This window comes from Vibrio sp. YYF0003 (genome assembly GCF_036350715.1).
Classification (GTDB): Bacteria; Pseudomonadota; Gammaproteobacteria; order Enterobacterales; family Vibrionaceae; genus Vibrio; species Vibrio natriegens.
Genome location: NZ_JAZDWA010000008.1, coordinates 144,834 through 169,566, shown reverse-complemented (window position 1 = coordinate 169,566; position 24,733 = coordinate 144,834). Strand labels below are relative to the sequence as shown.

The following is a 24,733-nucleotide window of genomic DNA, read 5'->3' as shown; positions in this document are numbered from 1 at the left end:
AATAGTAACAAGGACAAGAGCGAGAATCTGTACGGTCGCTTCGGGAAATAGAGGTAAAGTTAGCGCTAGGGCATTACCTCGTTTGTGTTTATAAAGTGAAAAAAGAAAGCCCAGAGCAGATGCCCTGGGCTTTTATAAGACTTTACTTAGACTGATTGGCGTTTGCGGTTTTCCGCTATAGCTTTTGCTTTATATATATCCAACCATTTCACCCGTTGAGCTTGGGTGAGGTCTAGTTGATTACGCTAGGTCACCAGCGTACTCAGATAGGAACGCTGCAACACCTTTTGGAGATGCGTCCATACCTGCTTTACCTTCTTCCCACTGTGCAGGACATACTTCGCCGTGCTTCTGGTGGAAGTTAAGAGCGTCAACCATACGTAGCATTTCGTCGATGTTACGGCCTAGTGGTAGGTCGTTAACTACTTGATGACGTACAGTACCTTCTTCGTCGATTAGGAAAGAACCACGGAAAGCAACGCCTGCTTCTGGGTGCTCAACATCGTAAGCTTTACAGATTTCGTGCTTAACGTCAGCAACTAGTGGGTACTTAACTTGACCGATACCGCCATCTGCGATTGCAGTGTTACGCCATGCGTTGTGAGAGAATTGAGAATCGATAGAAACGCCGATTACTTCAACGCCTTTAGCTTGGAAATCAGCTAGACGGTTGTCGAATGCGATTAGCTCAGATGGGCAAACGAAAGTGAAATCTAGTGGGTAGAAGAACACAACGGCTTTCTTACCTTTAGTGAATTCTGCAAAGTTGAAGTTATCAACGATTTCACCGTTACCTAGAACAGCTGCAGCAGTAAAATCAGGGGCTTGACGACCTACTAGTACCATTTTTTTGCTCCTAAAAAGTATGGTTTGTTCCAAGACGAATAGAGTTATGCCGTCCTGGTCCGTATTAAATCGAGACAAACTATAGTACAGATTGTAGTATTGAAAAAAGCGAATTAAATAGATTGAGTTAATCGAAAAAAGCGATAATCACAAAACTCTTAACTTGATCACTTCCGTAGTGGTAGGTAGTAATAAAATTATGAATAAGTGGCCTAGTTTAAAGCAGCTGTATTATCTGGTGACATTACATGAAACACGTCATTTTAGCGATGCGGCTGTTCGTTGTTTTGTCAGCCAGTCTACCCTGAGTAAAGGCATTCAGAATCTAGAAGATTTGATTGGCTGTCCTTTATATGAAAAGAAAGATAAAAAAAGCCCGTTGGTTTTCACTCAAACTGGTGAAATGGTCGTGAAGCGCGGTCGTGAACTGCTGGCGAAAGGACAGGACTTAGTTGAGCTAGGACGGATGTGCCAGGGCGATGATATGCAGGGGCAGCTAAAAGTCGGTTGCATCCCAACCATTGCTCCTTTTTTGCTGAGTGATCTGGTTCAGGAAGTTAATTATCGTTTCCCACAACTCAACCTGCTACTGAGAGAAGATACCACAAGCAACTTGTTACAGGCCCTCAGGCATGGAGAGTTGGATGTGCTGATATTGGCGTTACCAGTAGAAATTGAGGGAATGGAAAGCCGAGTGGTCGGTAAAGACCCATTCCGCATGGTGATCAGTGCTAGCCAAGCGTCATCAGTACCGGTACCTATTCGTTATGCGGATCTGCCAGATGAGTCGGTATTTCTTCTAGAGAAAGAACACTGTCTCACGGAACATGCGGTCTCTGCGTGTAAATTAACGGACAAAGAAAAAATCAATCCATTCACGGCGACAAGTCTACATACCTTGGTACAAATGGTGGCTAACGGTCTGGGGACGACTTTTATTCCTCAGATGGCCATTGAGCACGGACTGCTACATAACCAAAATTTAGTGGTTATCGACCCACCAGGTACACAAGCCTATCGAGAAATTGGTTTGGTCTGGCGTCCAAGTTCGTCACGTACGAACACCTTTAATCAGCTTGCAGATGTCGTTTCTGAACTGCTTTAGCTATTAGTATTAGCCTAATCTGTCCTGATATCCTTCCAAAAGCACACTGTAAATGGTGTGCTTTTTAGCATTTTATGCTGTTCGTAAACTTTGACTTGTAAAATTTTACAGCTTTTCTTTGATGAAGATTTCATAAAATAGTGAAATTTTACAATGTTAATTTTACACATCTACTTATGCATAGTGTTTAATCTTTGTTTGAATTCTTAGCGCCCACCCTTGTGAATACAAGGATCTCCTCCCTACCAAACTATTCATACACCTGTTTGAAGTGACATTTGTATCAAAAAAATCATGTAATTTAATTACGTAATAACTTACAAAACACCATCAAAAATCAACCGTTTGATCCGCGCCGAATAAAACTTCGAATTTCAACTTTTGTTTATCTTGGGGGTTCCTCTAAACCCTTTGTTGATATAGCTTAATTAACGGCCGGTAAGACTTATGTCTAGATTGCAAACGCACTCATTTTTACGCAATCTCTAGACACGGCCTCAAGAGATGAACACAAATATTCAGGATGTAGTTTGTTGTTCGTAACTTACAAATGTAGCTTTTCGCTGACTGCCCAAGATTGATAAAGCACGTTAAGGATGAATGATTATGCTTGCTCAGACAGAACAAAAAACACAACCAACGAAGCAGACCCAAGGCATGCTTGAGGTTACTGGTGCACTTGCTCCGGAACATCAGGCAATTTTCCCTTCAGAGGCCCAAACCTTCTTATCACTGCTTTGTGAAAAATATGCCGGACGTGTAGAACAACTGCTGCAAGCTCGAGAAGAAAAACAAGCACGCATCGATGCGGGTGAACTGCCAGACTTTTTGCCAGAAACACAAGACATTCGTGAAGGAAGCTGGAAGATCTTAGGGATTCCGCAAGATCTGCAAGATCGCCGAGTAGAAATCACAGGTCCAACGGATCGTAAAATGGTGATTAACGCTCTGAATGCGAACGTAAAAGTATTTATGGCAGACTTCGAAGACTCGATGTCTCCAGCTTGGACCAAGGTATTGGATGGTCAGGTGAACCTGCGTGATGCCGTAAATGGCACCATCAGTTACACCAATCCTGGCAACGGTAAGCATTATCAGCTGGCAGACGACCCAGCGGTGTTGATCTGCCGTGTACGCGGCCTTCATTTAAAAGAAAAACACGTTACGTGGCACGGTCAGATCATTCCAGGCGCACTGTTTGACTTCGCGTTGTACTTCTACAACAACTATAAAGCGCTACTGCAAAAAGGCAGCGGCCCTTACTTCTACATTCCTAAGCTGCAATCTCACCACGAAGCGAAGTGGTGGAGTGAAGTGTTCCATTTCACCGAAGAATACTTTGGTCTAGAAACCGGAACGATCAAAGCGACGGTGCTTATCGAGACACTGCCTGCTGTGTTTGAAATGGATGAGATTCTGTTCTCGCTTAAAGAGCATATCGTAGGTCTGAACTGTGGCCGCTGGGATTACATTTTCAGCTACATCAAAACATTAAAGAACCACCCAGACCGCGTACTACCTGACCGTCAGGTTGTGACGATGGATAAGCCGTTCCTAAATGCTTACTCACGACTACTGGTACGTACTTGTCATAAACGCGGTGCGTTTGCGATGGGCGGTATGGCAGCTTTCATTCCTGCAAAAGACCAGGAAGAGAACCAGAAGGTTCTGGATAAGATTCATAACGATAAGTCATTAGAAGCGAACAATGGCCACGACGGAACTTGGGTTGCTCACCCAGGCCTGGCAGATACTGCAATGGAAGTATTCAGCAATATCCTTGGCGAGCGTTCAAATCAGCTGGAAGTCAGCCGCTCTGAAGACGCGCCTATTACCGCTGCTGAATTGCTTGAGCCTTGTGAAGGCGAGCGTACAGAACAGGGCATGCGTCATAACATCCGTGTTGCGCTGCAATACATTGAAGCTTGGATTTCAGGTAATGGTTGTGTGCCAATCTACGGCTTGATGGAAGATGCCGCTACCGCAGAGATTTCCCGCGCTTCGATCTGGCAGTGGATTCAACATGGTAAGTCGCTGGATAACGGCCAGCAAGTTACAAAAGAGCTGTTCGAATCCTACTTGAAAGAAGAAGTAGAAGTTGTGAAACAAGAAATCGGAGAAGAGCGTTATCAAGCCGGTCGCTTTGAGGAAGCTGCGCAATTGATGGCGAAGCTGACAACCAGTGACGAGCTAACGAACTTCTTAACCATTCCAGGTTATGACTACTTGGACTAAGAATACGAATACCAGAAAACAATACAAAACCAATAACGTGAAGAAATTTGACGGCAGATAAGGATGTACTGCCTGAGAACGAGAACTCAACGCACATACGAAAAGTGCAAATTATAAAGAGGGATAGACCAATGACATTAACTCGCCGCCAACAAATTGAAGCTCTAGAAAAAGACTGGGCAACGAATCCACGCTGGAAAAACGTGAAACGTACTTACACTGCTGAAGAAGTTGTTGAACTTCGTGGCTCTATGGTTCCTGCAAACACAATTGCACAGCGTGGTGCAGACAAATTGTGGTCACTGGTCAACGGTAGCGCGAAAAAAGGCTACGTAAACTGTCTGGGCGCGCTAACTGGCGGCCAAGCGGTTCAACAAGCAAAAGCAGGTATCGAAGCGATTTACCTTTCTGGTTGGCAGGTTGCTGCAGATAACAACACTGCATCGACAATGTACCCAGACCAATCGCTATACCCAGTAGATTCAGTACCTTCTGTTGTTAAGCGTATCAACAACTCTTTCCGTCGTGCTGACCAAATTCAGTGGGCTGGCGGCAAGTCTCCAGAAGATGAAGGTGGCATCGATTACTTCCTACCTATCGTAGCGGATGCTGAAGCGGGCTTTGGTGGTGTACTAAATGCTTACGAACTGATGAAATCTATGATTGAAGCAGGTGCGGCGGGCGTTCACTTCGAAGACCAACTTGCTTCAGTGAAGAAGTGTGGTCACATGGGTGGTAAAGTACTGGTTCCGACTCAAGAAGCGGTACAAAAACTGGTTGCGGCTCGTCTGGCTGCAGACGTAGCAGGTACAACAACACTTGTTATCGCTCGTACTGATGCGAACGCAGCTGACCTACTAACGTCAGATTGCGACCCATACGATAAAGACTTTATCGAAGGTGAGCGTACTCAAGAAGGTTTCTACCGTGTACGTGCTGGTATTGACCAAGCAATCTCTCGTGGTCTTGCTTACGCACCATACGCAGATTTGATCTGGTGTGAAACAGCAACACCTTGTTTGGAAGAAGCGCGTAAATTTGCAGAAGCGATTCACGCAGAGTACCCAGATCAGCTGCTAGCTTACAACTGTTCTCCATCGTTCAACTGGGAGAAAAACCTGGATGCAGAGACAATTGCTAAATTCCAGCAAGAGCTTGCAGACATGGGCTACAAGTACCAGTTCATTACTCTAGCGGGAATTCACAACATGTGGTTCAACATGTTTGAACTGGCACATGCTTATGCTCAAGGTGAAGGTATGCGTCACTACGTTGAGAAAGTACAGCGCCCAGAGTTCCAGGCTGCAGAAAAAGGTTACACATTCGTAGCTCACCAGCAAGAAGTTGGTACAGGTTACTTCGACAGAATGACCAATACGATCCAAGGTGGTAACTCATCAGTTACGGCACTAACGGGTTCGACTGAAGAAGACCAATTTTAATTAGTTAGGCAAATTTCTTACTTAGGCAAAATTTCGATTTCCCAAAACGACGCCAGTAGTGGCATATTGAGCGGCATTATTGCCGCTCTTTTTTTATCTTATGAGCGGATCGATTCTCAGCCCCAACCAACTTAGACACAATGCAGGTGTTATTGTGTTTCTTCGTCTGGTTCGATTTCTTCTGGTTCAACTTCTTCTTGAAGTTCGAGTAAATTAATTGCAATGGTCACAAAATCACTGTCTGTGATAATGCCGACTAATTGCCCTTTATTCACAACAGGTAAACAGCCAACTTTGTGCTTTTGCATATAGATGGCACTCTCTTTTAAACCGGCGCGCGGTTCGGCAGTCATGATGTTGGTGTGCATCATTTTTTCGAGAGGCGTATCGAGGGTAAAAGATTGTTCAGCCTGATCCGGGTGTAAACTAGATTCTTGAGCCGCAAGAATATCGCGTTGAGTTACCAAGCCTTGTAAATGTGTATTGGCATCAACAACCGGAATGTGTCGAATATCAAGCGCCTCCATCATCTCTTTTGCGTCACGCAAGGTATGCGCTTTCGACAGGGTATGAGGGTGGCGAGTCATCATGTCTTCAACCTTGATCATAGAAACCTCCAGCAGCATTGTCCTTACTTAAATATAGAGAATATTTTGCTGTATATCTGAGAGCCACCCCGTTTTTTATCAATTAAATAGAAAGATGAAATAACATCATATTTTGTCTAAGCAATGGACGAATTATCTATAATTTTGTCACTTTTCGTTGGTTGATTTCTGTGCGACCGAGTTTGCATTTCTACCTGATATTGAATGTGCGGAAAATGTAATCCAATGAATTGAATCGCACATTTGTATTTGTCCGATGTTCCCTGTTTGGTCTGTCGAAGAAGATAAGCTCAGGCTTACTAAATTGAAGACGACTATGTACAAAAAACTATTTGCGATAGTGGCTACTGCACTAAGTGTGCAATCGGCGCATGCCATTATTCTGGGGCAAGAGGAAACCAATCCGGCTGATCGAGTGTCAATTCGCGCCAGCAATATGGCTGAGTTTCCGATTTGTGGTGGCACCCTGTTAACCGAGCAATGGGTGTTGACTGCAGCGCACTGCGTGGTGATGGGGGAGGGAGCCAACGAAGCGAGCTACTACGTTACTCAACCAGGAGAACTCGCCGTTACCGCGAAGGTCCATGATCTAAACGACACCAGTATCGATAACTATTACTCGGTTTCTCACGTAGTCGTGCATCCCAAATACACTCGTATAGCGAAAGCTGAAATAGACAGTGATGGTGACGCTAAACCTATTCAGACCGCATTAGACAGCGATATTGCGTTGTTATATCTGACTCGCCCCGTTAGCAACGCCACCTTTGCGAACCTCGCGACCAAAGAAGATATGGTCGACATAGAAGCTCGGCTTACGGCCGATTGGAACGACAACTATGAAACCAATCAGCGAACCGCTAATGTACAAGTCTTTGGCTGGGGGGCGACAACGCCAATGGCAGATGAAGCTTCAATAACATTGAAAAAGACGGCGATTGGCTTTTTGCCGATGGATAAGTGTTATGAACGTTTGGAAATTGGCAGCAGCTTTCCTGGGACCATTAACTCCCGAAAAAACGTTACAAAAATCTGTACGCTGCCCACTTTCAACACCGTTCTGGAAGAGGAGAGCCGCACTCAATATGGAAATTCGGCGTGTAAAGGGGATAGCGGCGGTCCGCTTGTGGATATTACAACTGGAAAACAAATTGGCATTGTGAGCGGTGCGCCGTTGATTTTGCCGACCTGTGGCTCACTGACTATTCCGAGCTTTTATACCAAAGTCAGTCAGTATTATGACTGGGTGCAGTCATACATTACGGCTGATGGCCCTCCAAGTCGTTACATTATTGCACCTGAGTTTATTACTGATATCGAAGACGGTAATACCGATGACTGCAACGACGGTATTGCGACCAATAATTGTAACTTCAGAGACACGAGTGATGGCGGTGGTAGTCTCAACTTTGGCTTCTTATCCTTGTTGGGGCTGCTAGCATGGCGTAGACAACAAAACACCTAAAGCTTGTTCGTCAAGCTTCAATAGAAAAGCAGCGATGAACGCTGCTTTTTTATTGCCTGCATACCTTCTAATTTCACTGTTTATTACACTCTTTAAGGCAGCTTTTACAGCGATATTCTGGGGATTCACTTGCTATTGCAGCATCTAACCATATACTAGTCTGCTGCGAAAAACTCGTCGCAATTTTATCGTCGTATTAGACGTAATTTGACCAATATATAAGACAAGTAACATGCAAGTATCAGATTTCCATTTCGACCTTCCAGATGAACTCATCGCTCGCTACCCACAGCCGGAGCGTACTGCCAGCCGACTATTACAAATGGACGGCAATACTGGTGAGATTCTTGATGGCACATTTACCGATGTGTTGGATCAAGTTCAACCGGGTGACCTAGTGGTTTTCAATAATACCCGTGTTATTCCTGCACGTATGTTTGGCCGTAAAGAGTCTGGCGGTAAGTTAGAGGTGCTGGTGGAGCGTATGCTGGATGAAAAGAGCATCTTAGCGCATGTTCGCTGCTCAAAGTCACCAAAGCCAGGCACAACCATTATTGTTGGCGAGAACGATGAATATGCTGCTGAAATGGTGGCTCGTCACGACGCACTATTTGAGCTGAAGTTTAACTCTGATAAGACGGTTCTGGATATTCTGGAAGAAATCGGCCACATGCCGCTTCCACCGTACATCGACCGCCCAGATGAAGACGCCGATAAAGAACGCTACCAAACGGTTTATAACCAAAAGCCGGGTGCAGTAGCTGCGCCAACAGCAGGTCTACACTTTGATGATGTACTTTTAGACAAAATCAAAGCAAAAGGTGCCGAGTTTGCGTATGTTACCTTGCATGTCGGTGCAGGTACGTTCCAGCCAGTTAAAGTCGACAATATCAATGATCACCACATGCATGCAGAGTATGTAGAAGTACCGCAAGAAGTGGTGGATGCGATTCATGCAACTAAGGCTCGTGGCGGTCGCATCATTGCAGTGGGTACGACTTCAGTTCGCTCGCTAGAAAGTGCGGCGCAAGATGCGCTGAAAAAAGGTACCGAACTGGTTCCGTTCTTTGGAGATACCGAGATCTTTATCTACCCAGGTTACGAATACCAGCTGGTGGATTGTCTGATCACTAACTTCCACCTACCAGAATCAACCTTGATCATGTTGGTGAGTGCGTTTGCAGGCTATGACAACACCATGAATGCCTATAAGCATGCGGTAGAAAATAAATATCGCTTTTTCTCATACGGTGACTCAATGTTCATCAAGAAGAAAACTGCGTAGTTAAAAATAGATTTACGAGTGCTAGCAGTAGGCTAGGAAATAAAGCAGAACATCTGCTTTGTCTCTCGCAAGGAAAGGCGACCGCTCCTTAGTGGGGATTACCCCGAAAATATCGTCAGACTGTTTCTCTGACATCCGGAGGCATCGTGAAATTAAAATTCGATCTTAAAAAGAAAAACGGCACTGCTCGTCGTGGTCAATTGACTTTCGAACGTGGCACTGTGCAGACTCCAGCGTTTATGCCAGTAGGTACATACGGTACCGTTAAAGGTATGACGCCTGAAGAAGTAAAAGGTACAGGCGCAGAAATTCTGCTAGGTAACACATTCCACCTATGGCTACGTCCTGGTCAAGAAGTAATGAAAATGCATGGTGACCTGCATGATTTCATGAACTGGCATGGTCCTATTCTTACTGATTCAGGCGGTTTCCAGGTATTCAGTCTGGGTAAAATGCGTACCATCACTGAACAAGGTGTGCATTTCCGTAACCCGGTAAACGGTGACAAAATTTTCATGGACGCAGAAAAGTCGATGGAAATCCAAAAAGACCTGGGTTCTGATATCGTGATGATCTTCGATGAGTGTACGCCATACCCAGCGACACACGACGAAGCGAAAAAATCGATGGAAATGTCACTTCGTTGGGCTCAACGTTCACGCGACCACTTTGATAAGCTAGAAAACCCAAATAACCTGTTCGGTATTGTTCAGGGCGGTGTTTACGAAGACTTGCGCGATGTTTCTGTAAAAGGCTTAACAGAAATCGGTTTTGATGGTTATGCAGTTGGTGGTCTTGCCGTTGGTGAGCCGAAAGAAGACATGCACCGTATTCTTGAGCATACTTGCCCACAATTGCCAGAAGACAAACCTCGTTACTTAATGGGTGTTGGCAAACCAGAAGATTTAGTAGAAGGTGTACGCCGCGGTATCGACATGTTTGACTGTGTGATGCCAACGCGTAACGCGCGTAATGGTCACCTGTTTGTGACTGGTGGTGTGATCAAGATCCGTAATGCGAAACATAAAACGGATACTACACCGCTAGATCCGCACTGTGACTGTTACACTTGTCAAAACTACAGCAAGTCGTATCTTCACCACCTGGAGCGTTGTAACGAAATTCTGGGTGCTCGTCTGAATACCATTCACAACCTGCGCTACTACCAGCGCTTGATGGAAAGTATTCGTAAGGCGATTGATGAAGATCGTTTCGATGAGTTCGTTGAAGAGTTTTACGCTCGTCGTGACCGCGAAGTTCCACCACTAAGCAAAGCTTAAAAGAATTAAAGCCTTTGGCATGTCGCCAAAGGCTTTTGCTAATAAAGTAGGCTAACGCACGTTATTTTTGAGAGAGTGATCTCTATTAGTCACATTCAGACTTGAATCTTAACTGCGAAAGCCCAATTTGTTGGATTATCAATAAAATATAATGAGGATGTATTAATGTTTATTTCTCAGGCTCACGCAGCAGCAGAAGGCGCACCAGCAGGCGGCGGTTTTGAAATGCTAATCATGCTTGGCATGTTCGCAGTGATCTTTTACTTCATGATTTACCGCCCACAAAGCAAGCGTGTAAAAGAACACAAGAACCTAATGTCTTCAATGGGCAAAGGTGACGAAGTCCTAACAAGCGGTGGTCTAGTAGGTAAAATTACTAAGATTGCTGAAGACAATGATTTCATTTCAATCGAGCTTAATGCAAACAATGAAGTTGTAATCAAAAAAGACTTCGTAACTGCAGTGCTGCCTAAAGGTACGCTTAAGTCTCTATAAAACAGCTAAAGGGTCCTCGCTGTGCTAAACCGTTACCCATTATGGAAGTATTTGATGGTGTTTTTTGCCATCATTACCGCTGCATTATATGCACTTCCAAATATCTACGGTGAAGATCCGGCTATTCAAGTTACAGGGGCGCGTGGCGCCTCTGTAGATATGTCAACGCTGGATGCTGTCACTACTGCTCTTGATAAAGAGCAACTCTCTCATAAATCCATTGCTCTAGAGAATGGATCAATTCTTGTCCGTTTTACCGACACTGATACTCAGATTAGTGCCCGTGATGTCATCAGCGAAGCGCTTGGCAAAGACAAAATTGTTGCACTTAACCTTGCTCCTTCTACTCCAGACTGGTTAGAAGCGATTGGCGCGTCTCCACTGAAACTGGGTCTTGACCTGCGTGGTGGTGTTCACTTCTTAATGGAAGTGGATATGGATGCCGCTATGGAAAAACTGGTTGGTCAGCAAGAAGAAGCGTTTCGTAGCGAACTTCGCGATGCCAAGATTCGTTACCGTGCTATTCGCCCTTCAGGAAATGAATCAGTTGAAGTACTACTTCGTAATGAAGAGCAATTGGCTGAAGCGAAAAGTACATTAGAAAAGAATCACCCTGACATGAACTTTGTCGATTCTGATTCTAATGGTCGTTTTGCACTTGTCGCTACTTTCACCGAGCAACGTCTACAAGAGATTCGTAACTACGCAGTAGAACAAAACATTACTATTCTACGTAACCGTGTAAACGAACTCGGTGTTGCGGAGCCACTTGTTCAACGTCAAGGTGCAAGCCGTATCGTGGTTGAGCTTCCTGGTGTTCAGGATACCGCTCGTGCGAAAGAAATCTTGGGTGCGACAGCAACACTGGAATTCCGCGAAGTTGATGATAAAGCTGATTTATCAGCGGCAGCCAATGGTCGTGCGCCAGCTGGCAGCGAAATCAAACAGGATCGCGATGGTCGTCCTGTTGTATTGAAAAAGCGCGTTATCCTGGGTGGTTCAAGCATCACGGATGCAAGCTCAAGTGTTGATGAATATGGTCGTCCTCAAGTTAACATCTCGCTAGACAGCGAAGGTGGTAACAAGATGTCTGCGTTCTCGAAAAAGAACATCGGTAAGCTGATGGCTACCGTGTTTGCTGAGTACAAAGATAGCGGCCGTAAGACGCCTGAAGGCAAAGTGATCCTGACTAAGCACGAAGAAGTCATCAACCAAGCGACGATTCAGTCTGCGCTTGGTCGTAACTTCCGTATTACCGGTATCGACTCTGCGGCAGAAGCTCACAACCTTGCGCTACTACTGCGTGCAGGTGCTCTAATCGCACCTATTTCTATCGTTGAAGAGCGCACCATTGGTCCATCAATGGGTCAGCAAAACATCGATATGGGTATTCAGGCATGTATCTGGGGTATGGTAGCGGTAATGCTATTTACTCTGCTTTACTACCGTGGATTTGGTCTGATTGCCAACATCGCACTGATGGCTAACTTAGTCCTAATTATCGGTGTGATGTCGATGATTCCAGGTGCAACGATGACGCTGCCAGGTATCGCCGGTATCGTATTAACCGTTGGTATGGCTGTCGATGCAAACGTGCTGATCTTTGAACGTATCCGGGAAGAGATTCGCGATGGCCGCAATCCGCAGCAAGCGATTCACCAAGGTTACGCGAACGCGTTCAGTACCATTGCCGATGCGAACATCACGACACTTATCACTGCAATCATCTTGTTTGCCGTCGGTACAGGTGCAGTGAAAGGTTTCGCGGTAACACTATCCATCGGTATCTTAACTTCAATGTTCACCGCTATCATTGGTACACGTTGTATCGTGAACCTACTGTATGGTGGCAAACGCGTTGATAAACTGTCGATCTAAGGCTGGGAATTAATATGTTTCAAATTCTAAAAGCAGAGAAGACGATCGGCTTTATGCGTTGGTCGAAAGTAGCCTTCGTATTCTCAATCTTTATGATTGCTGCTTCTATCTTCACGTTGTCAACCAAATGGCTGAACTGGGGTCTGGACTTCACAGGCGGTACGCTGATTGAAGTTGGTTTTGAAAAGCCAGCTAATCTGGAAAAAATCCGTACGGCTTTGGATGCACAAGGTTTCGGTGACGCAACAGTACAGAACTTTGGTAGTGCACGCGATGTGATGGTTCGTCTTCGTCCTCGTGATGATGTATCTGGTGAAACACTGGGTAACCAAATCATTGGTGCAATCAAAGATGGTACTGGTGAAAGCGTAGAGATGCGCCGAATTGAGTTCGTCGGTCCAAACGTTGGTGATGAGCTAACAGAAGCTGGTGGTCTGGCAATACTTGTGTCGTTGATCTGTATTCTGATCTACGTATCAATGCGTTTTGAATGGCGTCTTGCGGCGGGTGCGGTATTGGCACTGGCGCACGATATCATTATTACGCTTGGTGTGTTCTCGTTCATGCAAATCGAGGTTGACCTGACTATCGTTGCAGCACTACTAACGGTTGTCGGTTACTCGCTCAACGATACCATTGTTGTATTTGACCGTATTCGTGAGAACTTCCGCAAAATGCGTAAGGGTGAACCAGCTGACATCATGGACGCTTCCATCACCCAAACATTGAGCCGTACATTGATTACTTCTGGTACTACGTTGTTCGTAGTTATCGCACTGTTCGTTCAGGGCGGCGCTATGATTCACGGCTTCGCAACCGCATTGCTACTTGGTATCACGGTAGGTACTTATTCTTCTATCTACGTTGCATCGGCACTAGCGCTAAAACTGGGCATCCAGAAAGAGCACTTAATGCCACCTCAAGTAGAAAAAGAAGGTGCAGAGTTCGACGAAATGCCATAAGGCAGATTAAGAATCGAAGTTTAAAAACCGCTGAGCAATCAGCGGTTTTTTTATACTTAAAGGAAAAACTATTGGGGAAGCTTTTAGATGGCCAGCCCTAAATAGTGATATTCAGATATAAAAAAGCCCCGCTCAAAGAGCAGGGCTATTCAAAGTCATCAGCGTGACGGGCTAGTATGACTTCAAAATCTATTACTTAAGGATCGCGCTGTTACCGTTTTCGCGAATGTGCTTAAGGATAGATTTCACGCCACGAGCGCTAGAAGCAACAATGTTGCCAGACTTCATGTAGTCAGTACCGCCAGAGAAGTCAGTTAGGATTGCACCAGCTTCACGAGCAATAAGCTCACCAGCAGCCATATCCCAAGGTTTTAGACCTAGCTCGAAGTAACCATCAACACGGCCAGCAGCCACGTAACATAGGTCAAGTGCAGCAGAGCCGCTACGACGGAAATCAGAACACTCAGTGAATAGAGAGCCGATGATCTTGATGAAAGACTCAGAGTGTTGCTTCTGCTTGAATGGGAAACCAGTTGCTAAAACAGTACCTTGAAGGTCTTTTAGCGGAGTAACACGGATACGTGCGCTGTTTAGCTGTGCACCAGCACCACGTTGAGCCGTGAATAGCTCGTTTTGCATTGGATCGTATACACAAGCAACTTCAGTTTTGCCTTTGATACGAACTGCAATAGAAACAGCGAAGTGTGGGTAACCTTTTACAAAGTTATTAGTGCCATCCAGTGGGTCGATGATCCATTGTACGTCTTTATCTTTACCTTCGATAAGACCTTGTTCTTCAGCAACGATACAGTGCTCAGGGTAAGACTGCTTGATTGTATCGATGATGATGTATTCTGCTTCTTTGTCTACGTTAGTGACAAAGTCATTAGTGCCTTTAAGTGTAGATTCTACTTTATCTGTGTTTTCTAATGATTTAGCAATATGATTGCCTGCCTTTCGCGCAGCGCGAATAGCAATGTTTAGCATTGGATGCATACGAATTTCCCAACGGATGTTAAAGAACGAATAAAAGCGGCGGCGAGTATACCAAAGATAAACGAAAAAGGAAGTGGTTATTTTTTACGCTAAAAAGCAACAAGGAAGAGTTGTTATTGTTTGGTATACGACATCAATTAACGAGAATGCGAATAGGGCACGGCTTCGCCCTAGGGTGTGTTAAAAAATTATGTTAATATCCTGCGGTTTTTAATTAGGTAGCAAACACAGATGTTGGATCAAGTAAAAATCGTACTCGTAGGTACCTCTCATTCAGGCAATATTGGCTCTGCAGCCCGTGCAATGAAAGTCATGGGGTTAAGCCAGCTTGTATTGGTTGATCCGCAATGTGAAGTGGATGAACAAGCGTTGGCATTAGCGGCCGGAGCCGGTGATATCGCTCAAAATGCGACGATTGTTAGCTCGCTGGATGAAGCCGTTCAGGATTGTGGACTGGTCGTAGGATCAAGTGCGCGCTCACGTACCTTAGAGTGGCCAATGTTGGAGCCGCGAGAGTGTGGTGAGATGTTCGCTGTTGAAGGTCAAAAGCACCCAGTAGCGCTGGTATTTGGGCGTGAGAGAACAGGCTTGACCAACGAAGAGTTACAGAAATGTCACTATCATGTTTGCATTCCAGCTAATCCGGAATACAGTTCCTTGAACTTAGCTATGGCGGTGCAAACCCTCAGCTATGAAGTTCGCGTTGCTCATCTTAATCTGGAAAAAAGTCAGTTTTCTCCGGTTGAGCAAGAAGAGTACCCACGCCATAAAGAACTAGAAATGTTCTTTGAACACCTTGAAAAGGTGATCGTGGAAACCCAGTTTATTAGTAAAGAACAGCCGGGGCAGGTGATGAATAAACTGCGTCGCTTGTTCAATCGAGCTCGACCTGAAGCTCAAGAGCTTAATATTCTTCGAGGCATCCTGACCTCAATAGAGAAGAAGCGCTGAGTAAAAAATAGCCGCCTTTAATGTAAGGGTAAATACCTGAGTAAAATGGTCAGATAAATACTTGACTAAAACACTCAGGTATGGAAAAATCATAATCATTACAAACCATGTGGATACGGTGTGGTATGAAACTTACATCTAAAGGAAGATATGCGGTGACAGCCATGCTGGATGTGGCACTGCATTCGCAACAAAACCCTGTACCTCTTGCTGATATTTCAGAACGTCAGGGGATCTCGCTCTCTTACTTAGAGCAGCTGTTTTCGAAATTGCGTAAAGCGGGCCTTGTTGCCAGTGTTCGCGGTCCTGGTGGTGGTTATCGACTTGGTACTGACGCAAACGACATCGCAATTGGTACTGTGATTGCAGCTGTAGATGAGTCAGTCGACGCAACTAAATGCCAAGGTAAAGGAGACTGCCAAGGCGGTACTCGTTGCCTTACTCATACACTTTGGCGTGACTTAAGCTCTCGTATCAGTGACTTCTTGAATAACATCACGCTCGGCGAGTTGATGAAAGACAACGAAGTACTAGAAATTTCTGATCGTCAGGATATTGATCTGGCGGTGACTAATGGGCTTTCCAACAAAAATACAACTACCGCGCCCATCGGTATCAACGTCCGCTCTTAGCGGTCAGCATTTTACATTGGAGTAGAGAATGAAACTGCCGATTTATCTTGATTATTCCGCTACATGTCCAGTTGATCCACGTGTTGCTGAAAAAATGGTTCAGTACATGACAATGGATGGCACATTTGGCAACCCAGCGTCTCGTTCGCACCGTTACGGCTGGCAGGCAGAAGAAGCAGTGGATACTGCTCGTGAGCAAATTGCTGACCTTCTAAATGCAGATCCACGCGAAATCGTATTCACATCTGGTGCGACTGAGTCTGATAACCTTGCAATCAAAGGTGCAGCTCACTTTTACTCTAAAAAGGGTAAGCACGTAATCACTTGTAAAACAGAACACAAAGCCGTTCTTGACCCATGTCGTCAACTAGAGCGCGAAGGTTTTGAAGTGACTTACCTAGAGCCAGAATCAAACGGCCTAATCGATCTAGAAAAACTTAAAGCAGCAATGCGTGATGACACCGTACTGGTTTCTATCATGCACGTGAACAACGAAATCGGCGTTATTCAAGACATCACAACCATTGGTGAGCTATGTCGTGAGCGTAAAATCGTATTCCACGTCGATGCGGCTCAATCTGCTGGTAAATTGCCAATCGACGTTCAAGAAATGAAAGTTGATTTGATTTCACTATCAGCTCACAAAATTTACGGCCCTAAAGGTATTGGTGCGCTTTACGTACGTCGTAAGCCACGTATTCGCCTTGAAGCGCAAATGCACGGTGGTGGTCACGAGCGTGGTTTCCGCTCTGGTACACTTGCGACTCACCAAATTGTTGGTATGGGTGAAGCTTTCCGCATTGCAAAAGAAGAAATGCAGAAAGACTACGATCACGCACTTGCACTTCGCAACCGTCTTCTGAATGGTGTGAAAGATCTAGAAGCTGTGACTGTGAACGGCGACCTAGAGCAACGCGTACCACAAAACCTGAACATCAGTTTTGCTTTCGTAGAAGGTGAATCACTGCTGATGTCGCTAAAAGATCTAGCGGTATCTTCTGGTAGTGCTTGTACTTCTGCGAGTCTAGAGCCATCTTACGTTCTACGTGCCCTGGGCATGGACGACGAATTGGCTCACAGCTCGGTTCGTTTCTCATTCGGTCGTTTCACGACGGAAGAAGAAATTGATTACGCAATTGAACAGATCCGCGTTGCAGTGACTAAGCTACGCGACATGTCTCCTCTATGGGATATGTACAAGGAAGGGGTTGATTTGAGCACAGTTGAATGGGCTCACCATTAATCTCAGGGATAGATAGAGGATTCGAGGTAATTTATCATGGCATACAGCGAAAAAGTAATTGATCACTACGAGAACCCACGTAACGTTGGTTCATTTGACAAAGAAGACCCATCAGTAGGTAGCGGCATGGTTGGCGCTCCAGCTTGTGGTGACGTGATGAAACTGCAAATCAAAGTGACACCAGAAGGTATCATTGAAGATGCGAAGTTCAAAACATACGGTTGTGGTAGTGCAATCGCATCAAGCTCACTAGTAACTGAATGGGTTAAAGGTAAGTCTGTTGATGAAGCAGCTGCAATCAAAAACTCTGAAATTGCAGAAGAGCTAGAACTTCCACCTGTGAAAGTTCACTGTTCAATTCTTGCTGAAGATGCAATCAAAGCAGCGGTTGCAGACTACAAGAAAAAACACCAACAATAATTATTCCGTAATATAATGGGAGCCTTTAACGCTCCCATTCCAATCGAAATTTAGACAGACTAAGGTGCAGTATGGCCATCACAATGACAGAAACAGCGGCAAGTCGCGTAAAAGCATTCCTGGATAACCGAGGTAAAGGTATCGGTTTACGTCTTGGAGTGAAGACGACTGGTTGTTCCGGTATGGCGTATGTGCTTGAGTTTGTTGACGAGCTTAATGCTGAAGAAGATGAAGTATTTGACCTCTCAGGGGTAAAGATCATCATCGACAAAAAGAGCTTAGTGTACCTAGACGGTACCGAATTGGATTACGTGAAAGAAGGGTTGAATGAAGGTTTTGAGTTCAACAACCCTAACGCGAAAAGTGAATGTGGTTGTGGTGAAAGCTTCAACGTCTAATTGATTGTCCTTCTGGGCAAACGAGTCCGGAAGGCTTTACTAGGACCCGAACTTAATGAATCACTTTGAATTATTTGGGCTACCACGTCAGTTTAAGCTGGATGGTAGCCTTCTTTCTTCTCAGTTCCGAGAACTACAAAAACGTTTCCACCCGGATAACTTTGCTACTGCGTCTGAGCGTGATCGCTTGATGGCCGTGCAAAAAGCGGCGCAGATTAACGATGCGTACCAAGTCCTGAAAAACCCAATCTCTCGAGCGGAGTACATCTTGGCTGAGCAGGGTACGGAAATTCGTGGCGAACAACAAACCATGCAAGATCCTATGTTCTTAATGGAGCAAATGGAACTGCGTGAAGAACTGGAAGATATTGCTGGCGGCTCTGATCCTGAATCAGCGCTTTTTGACTTCGATTCTAAGGTCAGCAAAATGTACAAACAGCATTTGGCAAGCGTCGAGCAAGAGCTCAATGACGGTCTTTGGGCAGAAGCCGCAGACCGCGTCCGTAAGCTGAAATTCATTGCCAAACTAAAGAACGAAATTGAGCTGGCTGAAGAGAGACTCCTCGGCTAGTTAGTGTGACAAGGACCAATCATGGCACTACTTCAAATCGCAGAACCGGGCCAAAGCTCGGCACCTCATGAGCATAAGTTAGCTGCAGGTATCGACTTAGGCACGACCAACTCATTGGTTGCTTCCGTGCGCAGTGGCGATGCAACGACTTTACAGGATGAGCAGGGCCGCAGCATTCTGCCGTCCGTGGTGAACTACTCAGCAGAAGCGACCATCGTAGGTGATGACGCAAAATCGAAGGCAGAGTTTGAACCAGAAAATACCATTATCTCGGTAAAACGTTTAATCGGCCGTTCATTGAAAGACATTCAATCTCGTTACCCGTCGTTACCTTACCAGTTTAAAGAGAGCGATAACGGTCTACCAGTTCTACAAACGCCTCAAGGTGATAAAAACCCGATTGAAGTCTCTGCTGATATCCTAAAAGTTCTTGGTAAACGTGCTGAAGAATCATTAGGCGGTGAGCTTGCTGGCGTGGTGATCACAGTGCCAGCATACTTTGATGATGCGCAGCGCGCGGGTACCAAAGATGCCGCTAAATTGGCTGGTCTGCACGTTCTTCGTCTTCTTAACGAACCTACCGCAGCAGCAATCGCCTACGGTCTCGACTCCGGTCAGGAAGGCGTGATTGCGGTTTACGATTTGGGTGGTGGTACCTTTGATATCTCTATCCTGCGTCTGTCTAAAGGTGTCTTTGAAGTATTGGCAACTGGTGGTGATTCAGCGCTAGGCGGTGATGACTTTGACCATCTGTTTGCTGACTTCCTAATGGAGCAAGCTGGTCTTGAAGCTCCTCTTTCTGCAGAGAAAAACCGCACACTGCTGAACATCGCAACCGCAACTAAAATTGCATTTTCCGAGCAAGACAGCGTAGAAGTTGATGTATTTGGCTGGAAAGGCACAGTGACTCGTGAGCAGTTCGAAGAGCTGATCCGTCCGCTAGTGAAGAAGACACTCATGTCTTGCCGCCGTGCACTGAAAGATGCTGACGTTGATGCCGACGAAGTACTTGAAGTAGTCATGGTTGGTGGTTCAACTCGTACCCTATTGGTTCGCGAGATGGTTGGCGAATTCTTTGGTCGTACACCTCTGACAAGCATTAACCCGGATGAAGTAGTCGCAATTGGCGCAGGTATCCAAGCGGATATTTTGGCAGGTAACAAGCCAGATTCTGAAATGCTGCTGCTGGACGTGATTCCATTGTCATTGGGCATTGAAACCATGGGCGGTTTGGTTGAAAAAATCATTCCTCGCAACACCACGATTCCTGTTGCACGCGCACAAGAATTTACCACATTCAAAGACGGTCAAACGGCAATGAGTGTGCATGTTGTGCAAGGTGAGCGTGAAATGGTTGATGATTGTCGTTCACTGGCTCGTTTCTCGCTTAAAGGCATTCCACCAATGGCGGCAGGTGCGGCGCACATCCGTGTAACCTACCAAGTCGACGCCGATGGCCTTCTTTCTGTTACGGCAATGGAAAAGAGCACTGGTGTGCAATCTGAAATTCAAGTGAAGCCTTCATACGGCTTGAGCGACACAGAAGTGGCTAACATGTTGCGAGACTCAATGAGTCATGCGAAAGAAGACATGCAAGCACGTGCGTTAGCAGAGCAGCGCGTCGAAGCTGACCGCGTTATTGAAGGTCTGATTGCTGCAATGCAAGCTGATGGTGATGAACTACTATCAGAGCAAGAGAAACAAGATCTAATAAAAGCCATTGAAGCACTGATTGAGCTGCGCAATGGTGATAGTGCTGATGCGATAGAGCAGGGCATTAAAGATACCGATAAAGCGAGCCAAGACTTTGCATCGCGTCGTATGGATAAATCGATTCGAGCTGCGTTGTCAGGTCAATCAGTAGACGATATATAAGAGATAAGTAGTTATGCCTAAGATTATTGTATTACCACACGAAGATTTGTGCCCAGAGGGTGCTGTGCTGGAAGCTAATACTGGTGAAACGGTTCTAGACGTAGCGTTAAAGAATGGTATCGGTATTGAACACGCGTGTGAAAAATCCTGTGCTTGTACCACTTGCCACGTGATCATTCGTGAAGGTTTTGATTCTCTTGAAGAGAGTGAAGAGCTAGAAGATGACATGCTAGATAAAGCATGGGGTCTTGAGCCTGAATCTCGTCTTGGTTGTCAGGCAAGAATTGCGGATGAAGACTTAGTTGTAGAGATTCCTAAATACACGCTAAACCACGCGTCAGAAGATCACTAAAAACTATCCCTTAAGTTATAAGGGAAAGAAAAGGAAGATGAGCATGAAATGGACAGATTCTCGCGATATCGCGATTGAGCTTTGTGACAAGTTTCCAGATGTGGACCCACAAACCGTACGTTTTACCGACCTTCATCAATGGATCATGGAGCTGGATGAGTTTGAGGATGACCCAAACCATTGCAACGAAAAGATTCTGGAAGCCGTTATTATGTGCTGGATGGATGAAGCTGACTGATGCTCAATTCGGCGGTAAAACGCAGCCGAGTTAACAATTTTTACTAAAAAAAGCGGACCCTTCGGTCCGTTTTTTTATCATTTTGACATTTTTGCCCTACATAATGCTAACATCCGTGAGTTACTAAAAAACAAGCGGCGTAGGCAACGCCGTTATAAGACAAGGAGAAACCATGTCTACACAGATGTCTGTATTTTTAAGCCAAGATTCTGCAGCTCCACATTGGGGTGAAAAGGCCCTGCTTTCGTTCGCCGAGACTGGCGCGACTATTCATTTAGGTGAAGGCCATGATCTTGGTGCAATTCAACGCGCAGCTCGTCAGCTTGATGGTCAGGGAATTCATTCGATTCTACTTTCTGGTGACAACTGGGACCTGGAGAGTATCTGGGCTTTCCATCAAGGCTACCGTAACCCGAAAAAACACGGCTCTCTAGAGTGGGTTGCGTTATCTGAAGACGATCAAGCTGAGCTTCAGGGGCGTATTACCGCTACTGATTTCACTCGCGATATCATCAACAAAACAGCCGAAGAGGTTGCACCTCGTCAACTTGCGACCATGGCGGCGGAATTTATTAAATCTGTCGCGCCAGAAGGTACCGTTACCGCACGTATCGTTAAAGACAAAGATCTTCTAGCAGAAGGCTGGGAAGGTATTTATGCCGTTGGCCGTGGTTCTGAGCGCACTTCTGCAATGCTACAGTTGGACTACAACCCAACTGGCGATGAAAACGCACCAGTATTCGCATGTTTAGTTGGTAAAGGCATCACTTTTGATTCGGGCGGTTACAGCCTAAAGCCTTCTAACTTTATGAGCGCAATGAAAGCGGATATGGGCGGCTCTGGTACCATCACCGGTGGTTTAGGCCTAGCGATTCTGCGTGGGTTGAATAAACGTGTGAAACTGATCCTTTGCTGTGCGGAAAACATGGTATCAGGTCGTGCCCTTAAACTGGGTGACATCATTACCTACAAAAATGGTAAAACCGTTGAGATCATGAATACCGATGCGGAAGGTCGTTTGGTATTGGCAGATGGTCTAATCTACGCAAGCGAGCAGAACCCTGAACTCATTATTGACTGCGCAACATTGACTGGCGCGGCGAAAAACGCACTGGGTAATGATTACCACGCGCTAATGAGTTTCGATGACGAGCTGTCTCATCAAGCTCTGACGGCGGCAAATCAAGAGAAAGAAGGCTTATGGCCACTGCCTCTGGCTGATTTCCACCGTGGCATGCTGCCATCAAACTTCGCGGATTTATCAAACATCAGCTCTGGTGACTACTCACCTGGCGCAAGTACCGCTGCGGCATTCCTGTCTTACTTTGTTGAAGATTACAAGAAAGGCTGGCTGCACTTTGACTGTGCGGGTACGTACCGTAAATCAGCGTCTGAAAAATGGGCTGCTGGTGCAACTGGTATGGGTGTTCGCACTCTTGCTCGCCTTCTTAACGAGCAAGCTGACAAGTAATTTATGTGCGGCATTGGGCTTTCCGATGCCGCATTAATCAGTCACTTTGATACAAAACTATTATTACAAGTACAAAAAAGGAAACTTTATGGCTCTAGAAAGAACGTTTTCAATTGTTAAGCCTGACGCTGTGGAACGAAATCTAATCGGTGAAATCTACAACCGTATTGAAAAAGCGGGTCTGCGTATTGTGGCTGCAAAGATGGTTCATCTGACTGAAGAGCAGGCGAGCGGTTTTTACGCAGAACATGAAGGCAAAGAATTTTTCCCTCCTCTAAAAGAGTTTATGACCTCTGGCCCTATTATGGTTCAGGTTCTAGAAGGTGAAAATGCAATTGCGCGTTACCGTGAACTGATGGGCAAAACTAACCCAGAAGAAGCGGCTGCTGGCACACTTCGTTGTGATTACGCGCTAAGCATGCGCCACAACTCAGTACATGGCTCTGATAGCCCTGAGTCGGCGGCTCGTGAGATTGAGTTCTTCTTCCCTGAGTCGGAGATTTGCCCACGTTAATCTTGGATTAACCTGTGCTCGTAAAGATAGTAAGCCTCGGATAATTCCGGGGCTTTTTAGTTTATGAAGGAAGACTCGCTCCAACAGTAAAGTTGTTTAAATTTTAATCAGAATAATTTTAATGCCTTAGCAAACTCAGGGTTTTAGACCCCTTGTTGTAGCTGCATAAAGGCTGTACAATTCGCGCCCTTATTCTTGTTTCAGTCATTGAGAGGCAACATGACTACTGAAAAAATTAATCTACTCGACTTTGATCGCAAAGGCATGCGTCAATTTTTCGCGGAAGAACTAGGCGAGAAAGCGTTTCGTGCTGATCAGGTTATGAAGTGGATCTACCATTTCGGTGTTGATGACTTCGACAATATGACGAACATCAACAAGAAACTACGTGAAAAACTGCAGCACAAGTGTGAAATCAAAGCACCAACTGTAGCTGAAGCGCAACACTCTTCTGATGGCACTATTAAATGGGCTATGAAGGTTGGCGATCAAGACGTAGAAACGGTTTACATCCCTGAAGATGATCGCGCTACATTGTGTGTGTCTTCTCAGGTTGGTTGTGCACTGGAATGTAAGTTCTGTTCAACGGCTCAACAAGGCTTTAACCGTAACCTTAAAGTGTCTGAAATCATTGGTCAGGTGTGGCGTGCTGCACGTGAAGTTGGCCTTGAGAAGGAAACAGGACGTCGTCCAATTACCAACGTGGTAATGATGGGCATGGGCGAGCCTCTTCTGAACATGAAGAACTTGATCCCTGCGCTGGAAATCATGTTGGATGACTTAGGCTTCGGTTTATCTAAGCGCCGTGTGACGGTATCGACATCGGGTGTTGTATCTGGTCTTGATCAGATGACAGGTAAAATTGATGTTGCATTAGCAATCTCTCTTCACGCGCCGAACGATAAGTTGCGCAGTGAAATCATGCCAATCAACGATCGTTGGGATATTCAAGATTTCTTAGCCTCTGTGCGTCGTTACATCGCTTCGTCTAACGCAAACCGTGGCAAAGTGACGGTAGAATACGTATTGCTTGATCATGTCAATGACGACATGGACCACGCGCGTGAGCTTGCTGAACTGATGAAAGACACGCCATGTAAGATCAACTTGATTCCGTTTAACCCGTACCCAGGTTCACCGTACAAGAAGCCAAGCAACTCTCGTATTGACCGCTTCCAAAAGACTCTGATGCAGTACGAGCATACTGTTACCATTCGTAAGACTCGTGGTGACGATATCGATGCGGCATGTGGTCAGCTTGTTGGTGACGTTATTGACCGTACCAAGCGTACCGCTGCGTTAAAAGCGGCACGTGGCGCGGATACCATTGAAGTCAAAGCAGTATAAGTTGTGTGAATTTTAAAATAGCCAGAGCCTTTTGCTCTGGCTATTTTGTTTAGAGAAATTGCGATAAGCAAATAGCTGTCATGAGAGGTGATGCATAGTTTTTTCAACTACATTGATAGTGGGA

At 45.5% G+C, this 24,733-nt stretch carries 24 protein-coding genes; 21 read left to right on the top strand and 3 right to left on the bottom strand.

Going from position 1 to position 24,733, the window contains the following annotated elements:
• Window positions 1-240: 240 nt before the first annotated feature.
• Complete coding sequence (locus tag V1U08_RS20150; RefSeq protein ID WP_014230916.1) at window positions 241-846, bottom strand: peroxiredoxin C; 606 nt, start codon at window positions 844-846, stop codon at window positions 241-243.
• Between the two features lie 199 nt (window positions 847-1,045).
• On the opposite strand from V1U08_RS20150, the gene V1U08_RS20145 reads away from it, so the two are divergent.
• From V1U08_RS20145 to aceA, 3 genes are all read left to right on the top strand, one after another.
• Entirely contained in the window at window positions 1,046-1,951 is a 906-nt protein-coding gene (locus tag V1U08_RS20145; protein ID WP_014230917.1) for a hydrogen peroxide-inducible genes activator, read from the top strand.
• Between the two features lie 606 nt (window positions 1,952-2,557).
• The gene (aceB, locus tag V1U08_RS20140) at window positions 2,558-4,186 is read left to right on the top strand and encodes a malate synthase A (protein ID WP_162889659.1); all 1,629 of its coding nucleotides are present in this window, start codon (window positions 2,558-2,560) and stop codon (window positions 4,184-4,186) included.
• Window positions 4,187-4,317: 131 nt separating this feature from the next.
• A complete protein-coding gene (gene aceA / locus V1U08_RS20135) occupies window positions 4,318-5,628 on the top strand; it encodes an isocitrate lyase (protein WP_020333635.1) in 1,311 nt (436 codons plus the stop codon).
• 149 nt (window positions 5,629-5,777) lie between these two features.
• Here the strand turns inward: aceA and V1U08_RS20130 are convergent, their stop codons facing one another.
• Window positions 5,778-6,236 (bottom strand): CBS domain-containing protein, encoded by a 459-nt coding sequence (locus V1U08_RS20130; RefSeq protein WP_014230920.1) that lies wholly within the window; start codon window positions 6,234-6,236, stop codon window positions 5,778-5,780.
• A 316-nt stretch (window positions 6,237-6,552) separates the two neighbouring features.
• Between V1U08_RS20130 and V1U08_RS20125 the strand changes: the two genes are divergently transcribed.
• The 6 genes from V1U08_RS20125 (at window position 6,553) to secF (ending at window position 13,601) form a co-directional block, all read left to right on the top strand.
• Window positions 6,553-7,701: a S1 family peptidase gene (locus tag V1U08_RS20125; RefSeq protein WP_330471318.1), complete on the top strand. Its 1,149-nt coding sequence runs from the start codon at window positions 6,553-6,555 to the stop codon at window positions 7,699-7,701.
• A 232-nt stretch (window positions 7,702-7,933) separates the two neighbouring features.
• Complete coding sequence (gene queA / locus V1U08_RS20120) at window positions 7,934-8,986, top strand: tRNA preQ1(34) S-adenosylmethionine ribosyltransferase-isomerase QueA (protein WP_330471317.1); 1,053 nt, start codon at window positions 7,934-7,936, stop codon at window positions 8,984-8,986.
• 146 nt (window positions 8,987-9,132) lie between these two features.
• Window positions 9,133-10,266 (top strand): tRNA guanosine(34) transglycosylase Tgt, encoded by a 1,134-nt coding sequence (tgt, locus tag V1U08_RS20115; RefSeq protein ID WP_020333638.1) that lies wholly within the window; start codon window positions 9,133-9,135, stop codon window positions 10,264-10,266.
• 165 nt (window positions 10,267-10,431) lie between these two features.
• Complete coding sequence (gene yajC / locus V1U08_RS20110) at window positions 10,432-10,761, top strand: preprotein translocase subunit YajC (RefSeq protein ID WP_005424903.1); 330 nt, start codon at window positions 10,432-10,434, stop codon at window positions 10,759-10,761.
• A 21-nt stretch (window positions 10,762-10,782) separates the two neighbouring features.
• Complete coding sequence (gene secD, locus V1U08_RS20105) at window positions 10,783-12,639, top strand: protein translocase subunit SecD (RefSeq protein ID WP_076633417.1); 1,857 nt, start codon at window positions 10,783-10,785, stop codon at window positions 12,637-12,639.
• A 14-nt stretch (window positions 12,640-12,653) separates the two neighbouring features.
• Complete coding sequence (secF, locus tag V1U08_RS20100; RefSeq protein ID WP_014230925.1) at window positions 12,654-13,601, top strand: protein translocase subunit SecF; 948 nt, start codon at window positions 12,654-12,656, stop codon at window positions 13,599-13,601.
• Window positions 13,602-13,793: 192 nt separating this feature from the next.
• Here the strand turns inward: secF and suhB are convergent, their stop codons facing one another.
• Window positions 13,794-14,597, bottom strand: a complete 804-nt coding sequence (suhB, locus tag V1U08_RS20095) for an inositol-1-monophosphatase (RefSeq protein ID WP_014230926.1) — start codon at window positions 14,595-14,597, stop codon at window positions 13,794-13,796.
• A 231-nt stretch (window positions 14,598-14,828) separates the two neighbouring features.
• Between suhB and trmJ the strand changes: the two genes are divergently transcribed.
• From trmJ to V1U08_RS20035, 12 genes are all read left to right on the top strand, one after another.
• The gene (gene trmJ, locus V1U08_RS20090; RefSeq protein ID WP_014230927.1) at window positions 14,829-15,548 is read left to right on the top strand and encodes a tRNA (cytosine(32)/uridine(32)-2'-O)-methyltransferase TrmJ; all 720 of its coding nucleotides are present in this window, start codon (window positions 14,829-14,831) and stop codon (window positions 15,546-15,548) included.
• Window positions 15,549-15,673: 125 nt separating this feature from the next.
• Complete coding sequence (gene iscR / locus V1U08_RS20085) at window positions 15,674-16,180, top strand: Fe-S cluster assembly transcriptional regulator IscR (RefSeq protein WP_014230928.1); 507 nt, start codon at window positions 15,674-15,676, stop codon at window positions 16,178-16,180.
• Window positions 16,181-16,208: 28 nt separating this feature from the next.
• A complete protein-coding gene (locus V1U08_RS20080) occupies window positions 16,209-17,423 on the top strand; it encodes an IscS subfamily cysteine desulfurase (RefSeq protein ID WP_014230929.1) in 1,215 nt (404 codons plus the stop codon).
• 36 nt (window positions 17,424-17,459) lie between these two features.
• Window positions 17,460-17,843 carry a Fe-S cluster assembly scaffold IscU gene (gene iscU, locus V1U08_RS20075; protein ID WP_014230930.1) on the top strand — a complete coding sequence of 128 codons (384 nt, stop codon included), beginning with the start codon at window positions 17,460-17,462 and terminating at the stop codon, window positions 17,841-17,843.
• 71 nt (window positions 17,844-17,914) lie between these two features.
• A complete protein-coding gene (gene iscA, locus V1U08_RS20070; protein WP_014230931.1) occupies window positions 17,915-18,241 on the top strand; it encodes an iron-sulfur cluster assembly protein IscA in 327 nt (108 codons plus the stop codon).
• A gap of 55 nt (window positions 18,242-18,296) precedes the next feature.
• On the top strand, window positions 18,297-18,812 hold the full coding sequence (hscB, locus tag V1U08_RS20065) for a co-chaperone HscB (protein WP_330471316.1): 516 nt from the start codon (window positions 18,297-18,299) through the stop codon (window positions 18,810-18,812).
• Window positions 18,813-18,833: 21 nt separating this feature from the next.
• Window positions 18,834-20,687, top strand: a complete 1,854-nt coding sequence (gene hscA / locus V1U08_RS20060; protein WP_329346842.1) for a Fe-S protein assembly chaperone HscA — start codon at window positions 18,834-18,836, stop codon at window positions 20,685-20,687.
• Between the two features lie 13 nt (window positions 20,688-20,700).
• Window positions 20,701-21,039 carry an ISC system 2Fe-2S type ferredoxin gene (fdx, locus tag V1U08_RS20055; RefSeq protein WP_014230934.1) on the top strand — a complete coding sequence of 113 codons (339 nt, stop codon included), beginning with the start codon at window positions 20,701-20,703 and terminating at the stop codon, window positions 21,037-21,039.
• Window positions 21,040-21,082: 43 nt separating this feature from the next.
• The gene (iscX, locus tag V1U08_RS20050) at window positions 21,083-21,277 is read left to right on the top strand and encodes a Fe-S cluster assembly protein IscX (protein ID WP_005391546.1); all 195 of its coding nucleotides are present in this window, start codon (window positions 21,083-21,085) and stop codon (window positions 21,275-21,277) included.
• Between the two features lie 172 nt (window positions 21,278-21,449).
• Window positions 21,450-22,748: an aminopeptidase PepB gene (gene pepB, locus V1U08_RS20045; RefSeq protein ID WP_014230936.1), complete on the top strand. Its 1,299-nt coding sequence runs from the start codon at window positions 21,450-21,452 to the stop codon at window positions 22,746-22,748.
• 88 nt (window positions 22,749-22,836) lie between these two features.
• On the top strand, window positions 22,837-23,262 hold the full coding sequence (gene ndk, locus V1U08_RS20040) for a nucleoside-diphosphate kinase (protein WP_014230937.1): 426 nt from the start codon (window positions 22,837-22,839) through the stop codon (window positions 23,260-23,262).
• A gap of 219 nt (window positions 23,263-23,481) precedes the next feature.
• Window positions 23,482-24,609, top strand: coding sequence for a bifunctional tRNA (adenosine(37)-C2)-methyltransferase TrmG/ribosomal RNA large subunit methyltransferase RlmN (locus V1U08_RS20035; protein WP_014230938.1), 1,128 nt, complete (start codon window positions 23,482-23,484; stop codon window positions 24,607-24,609).
• The last annotated feature ends 124 nt before the right edge of the window (window positions 24,610-24,733 follow it).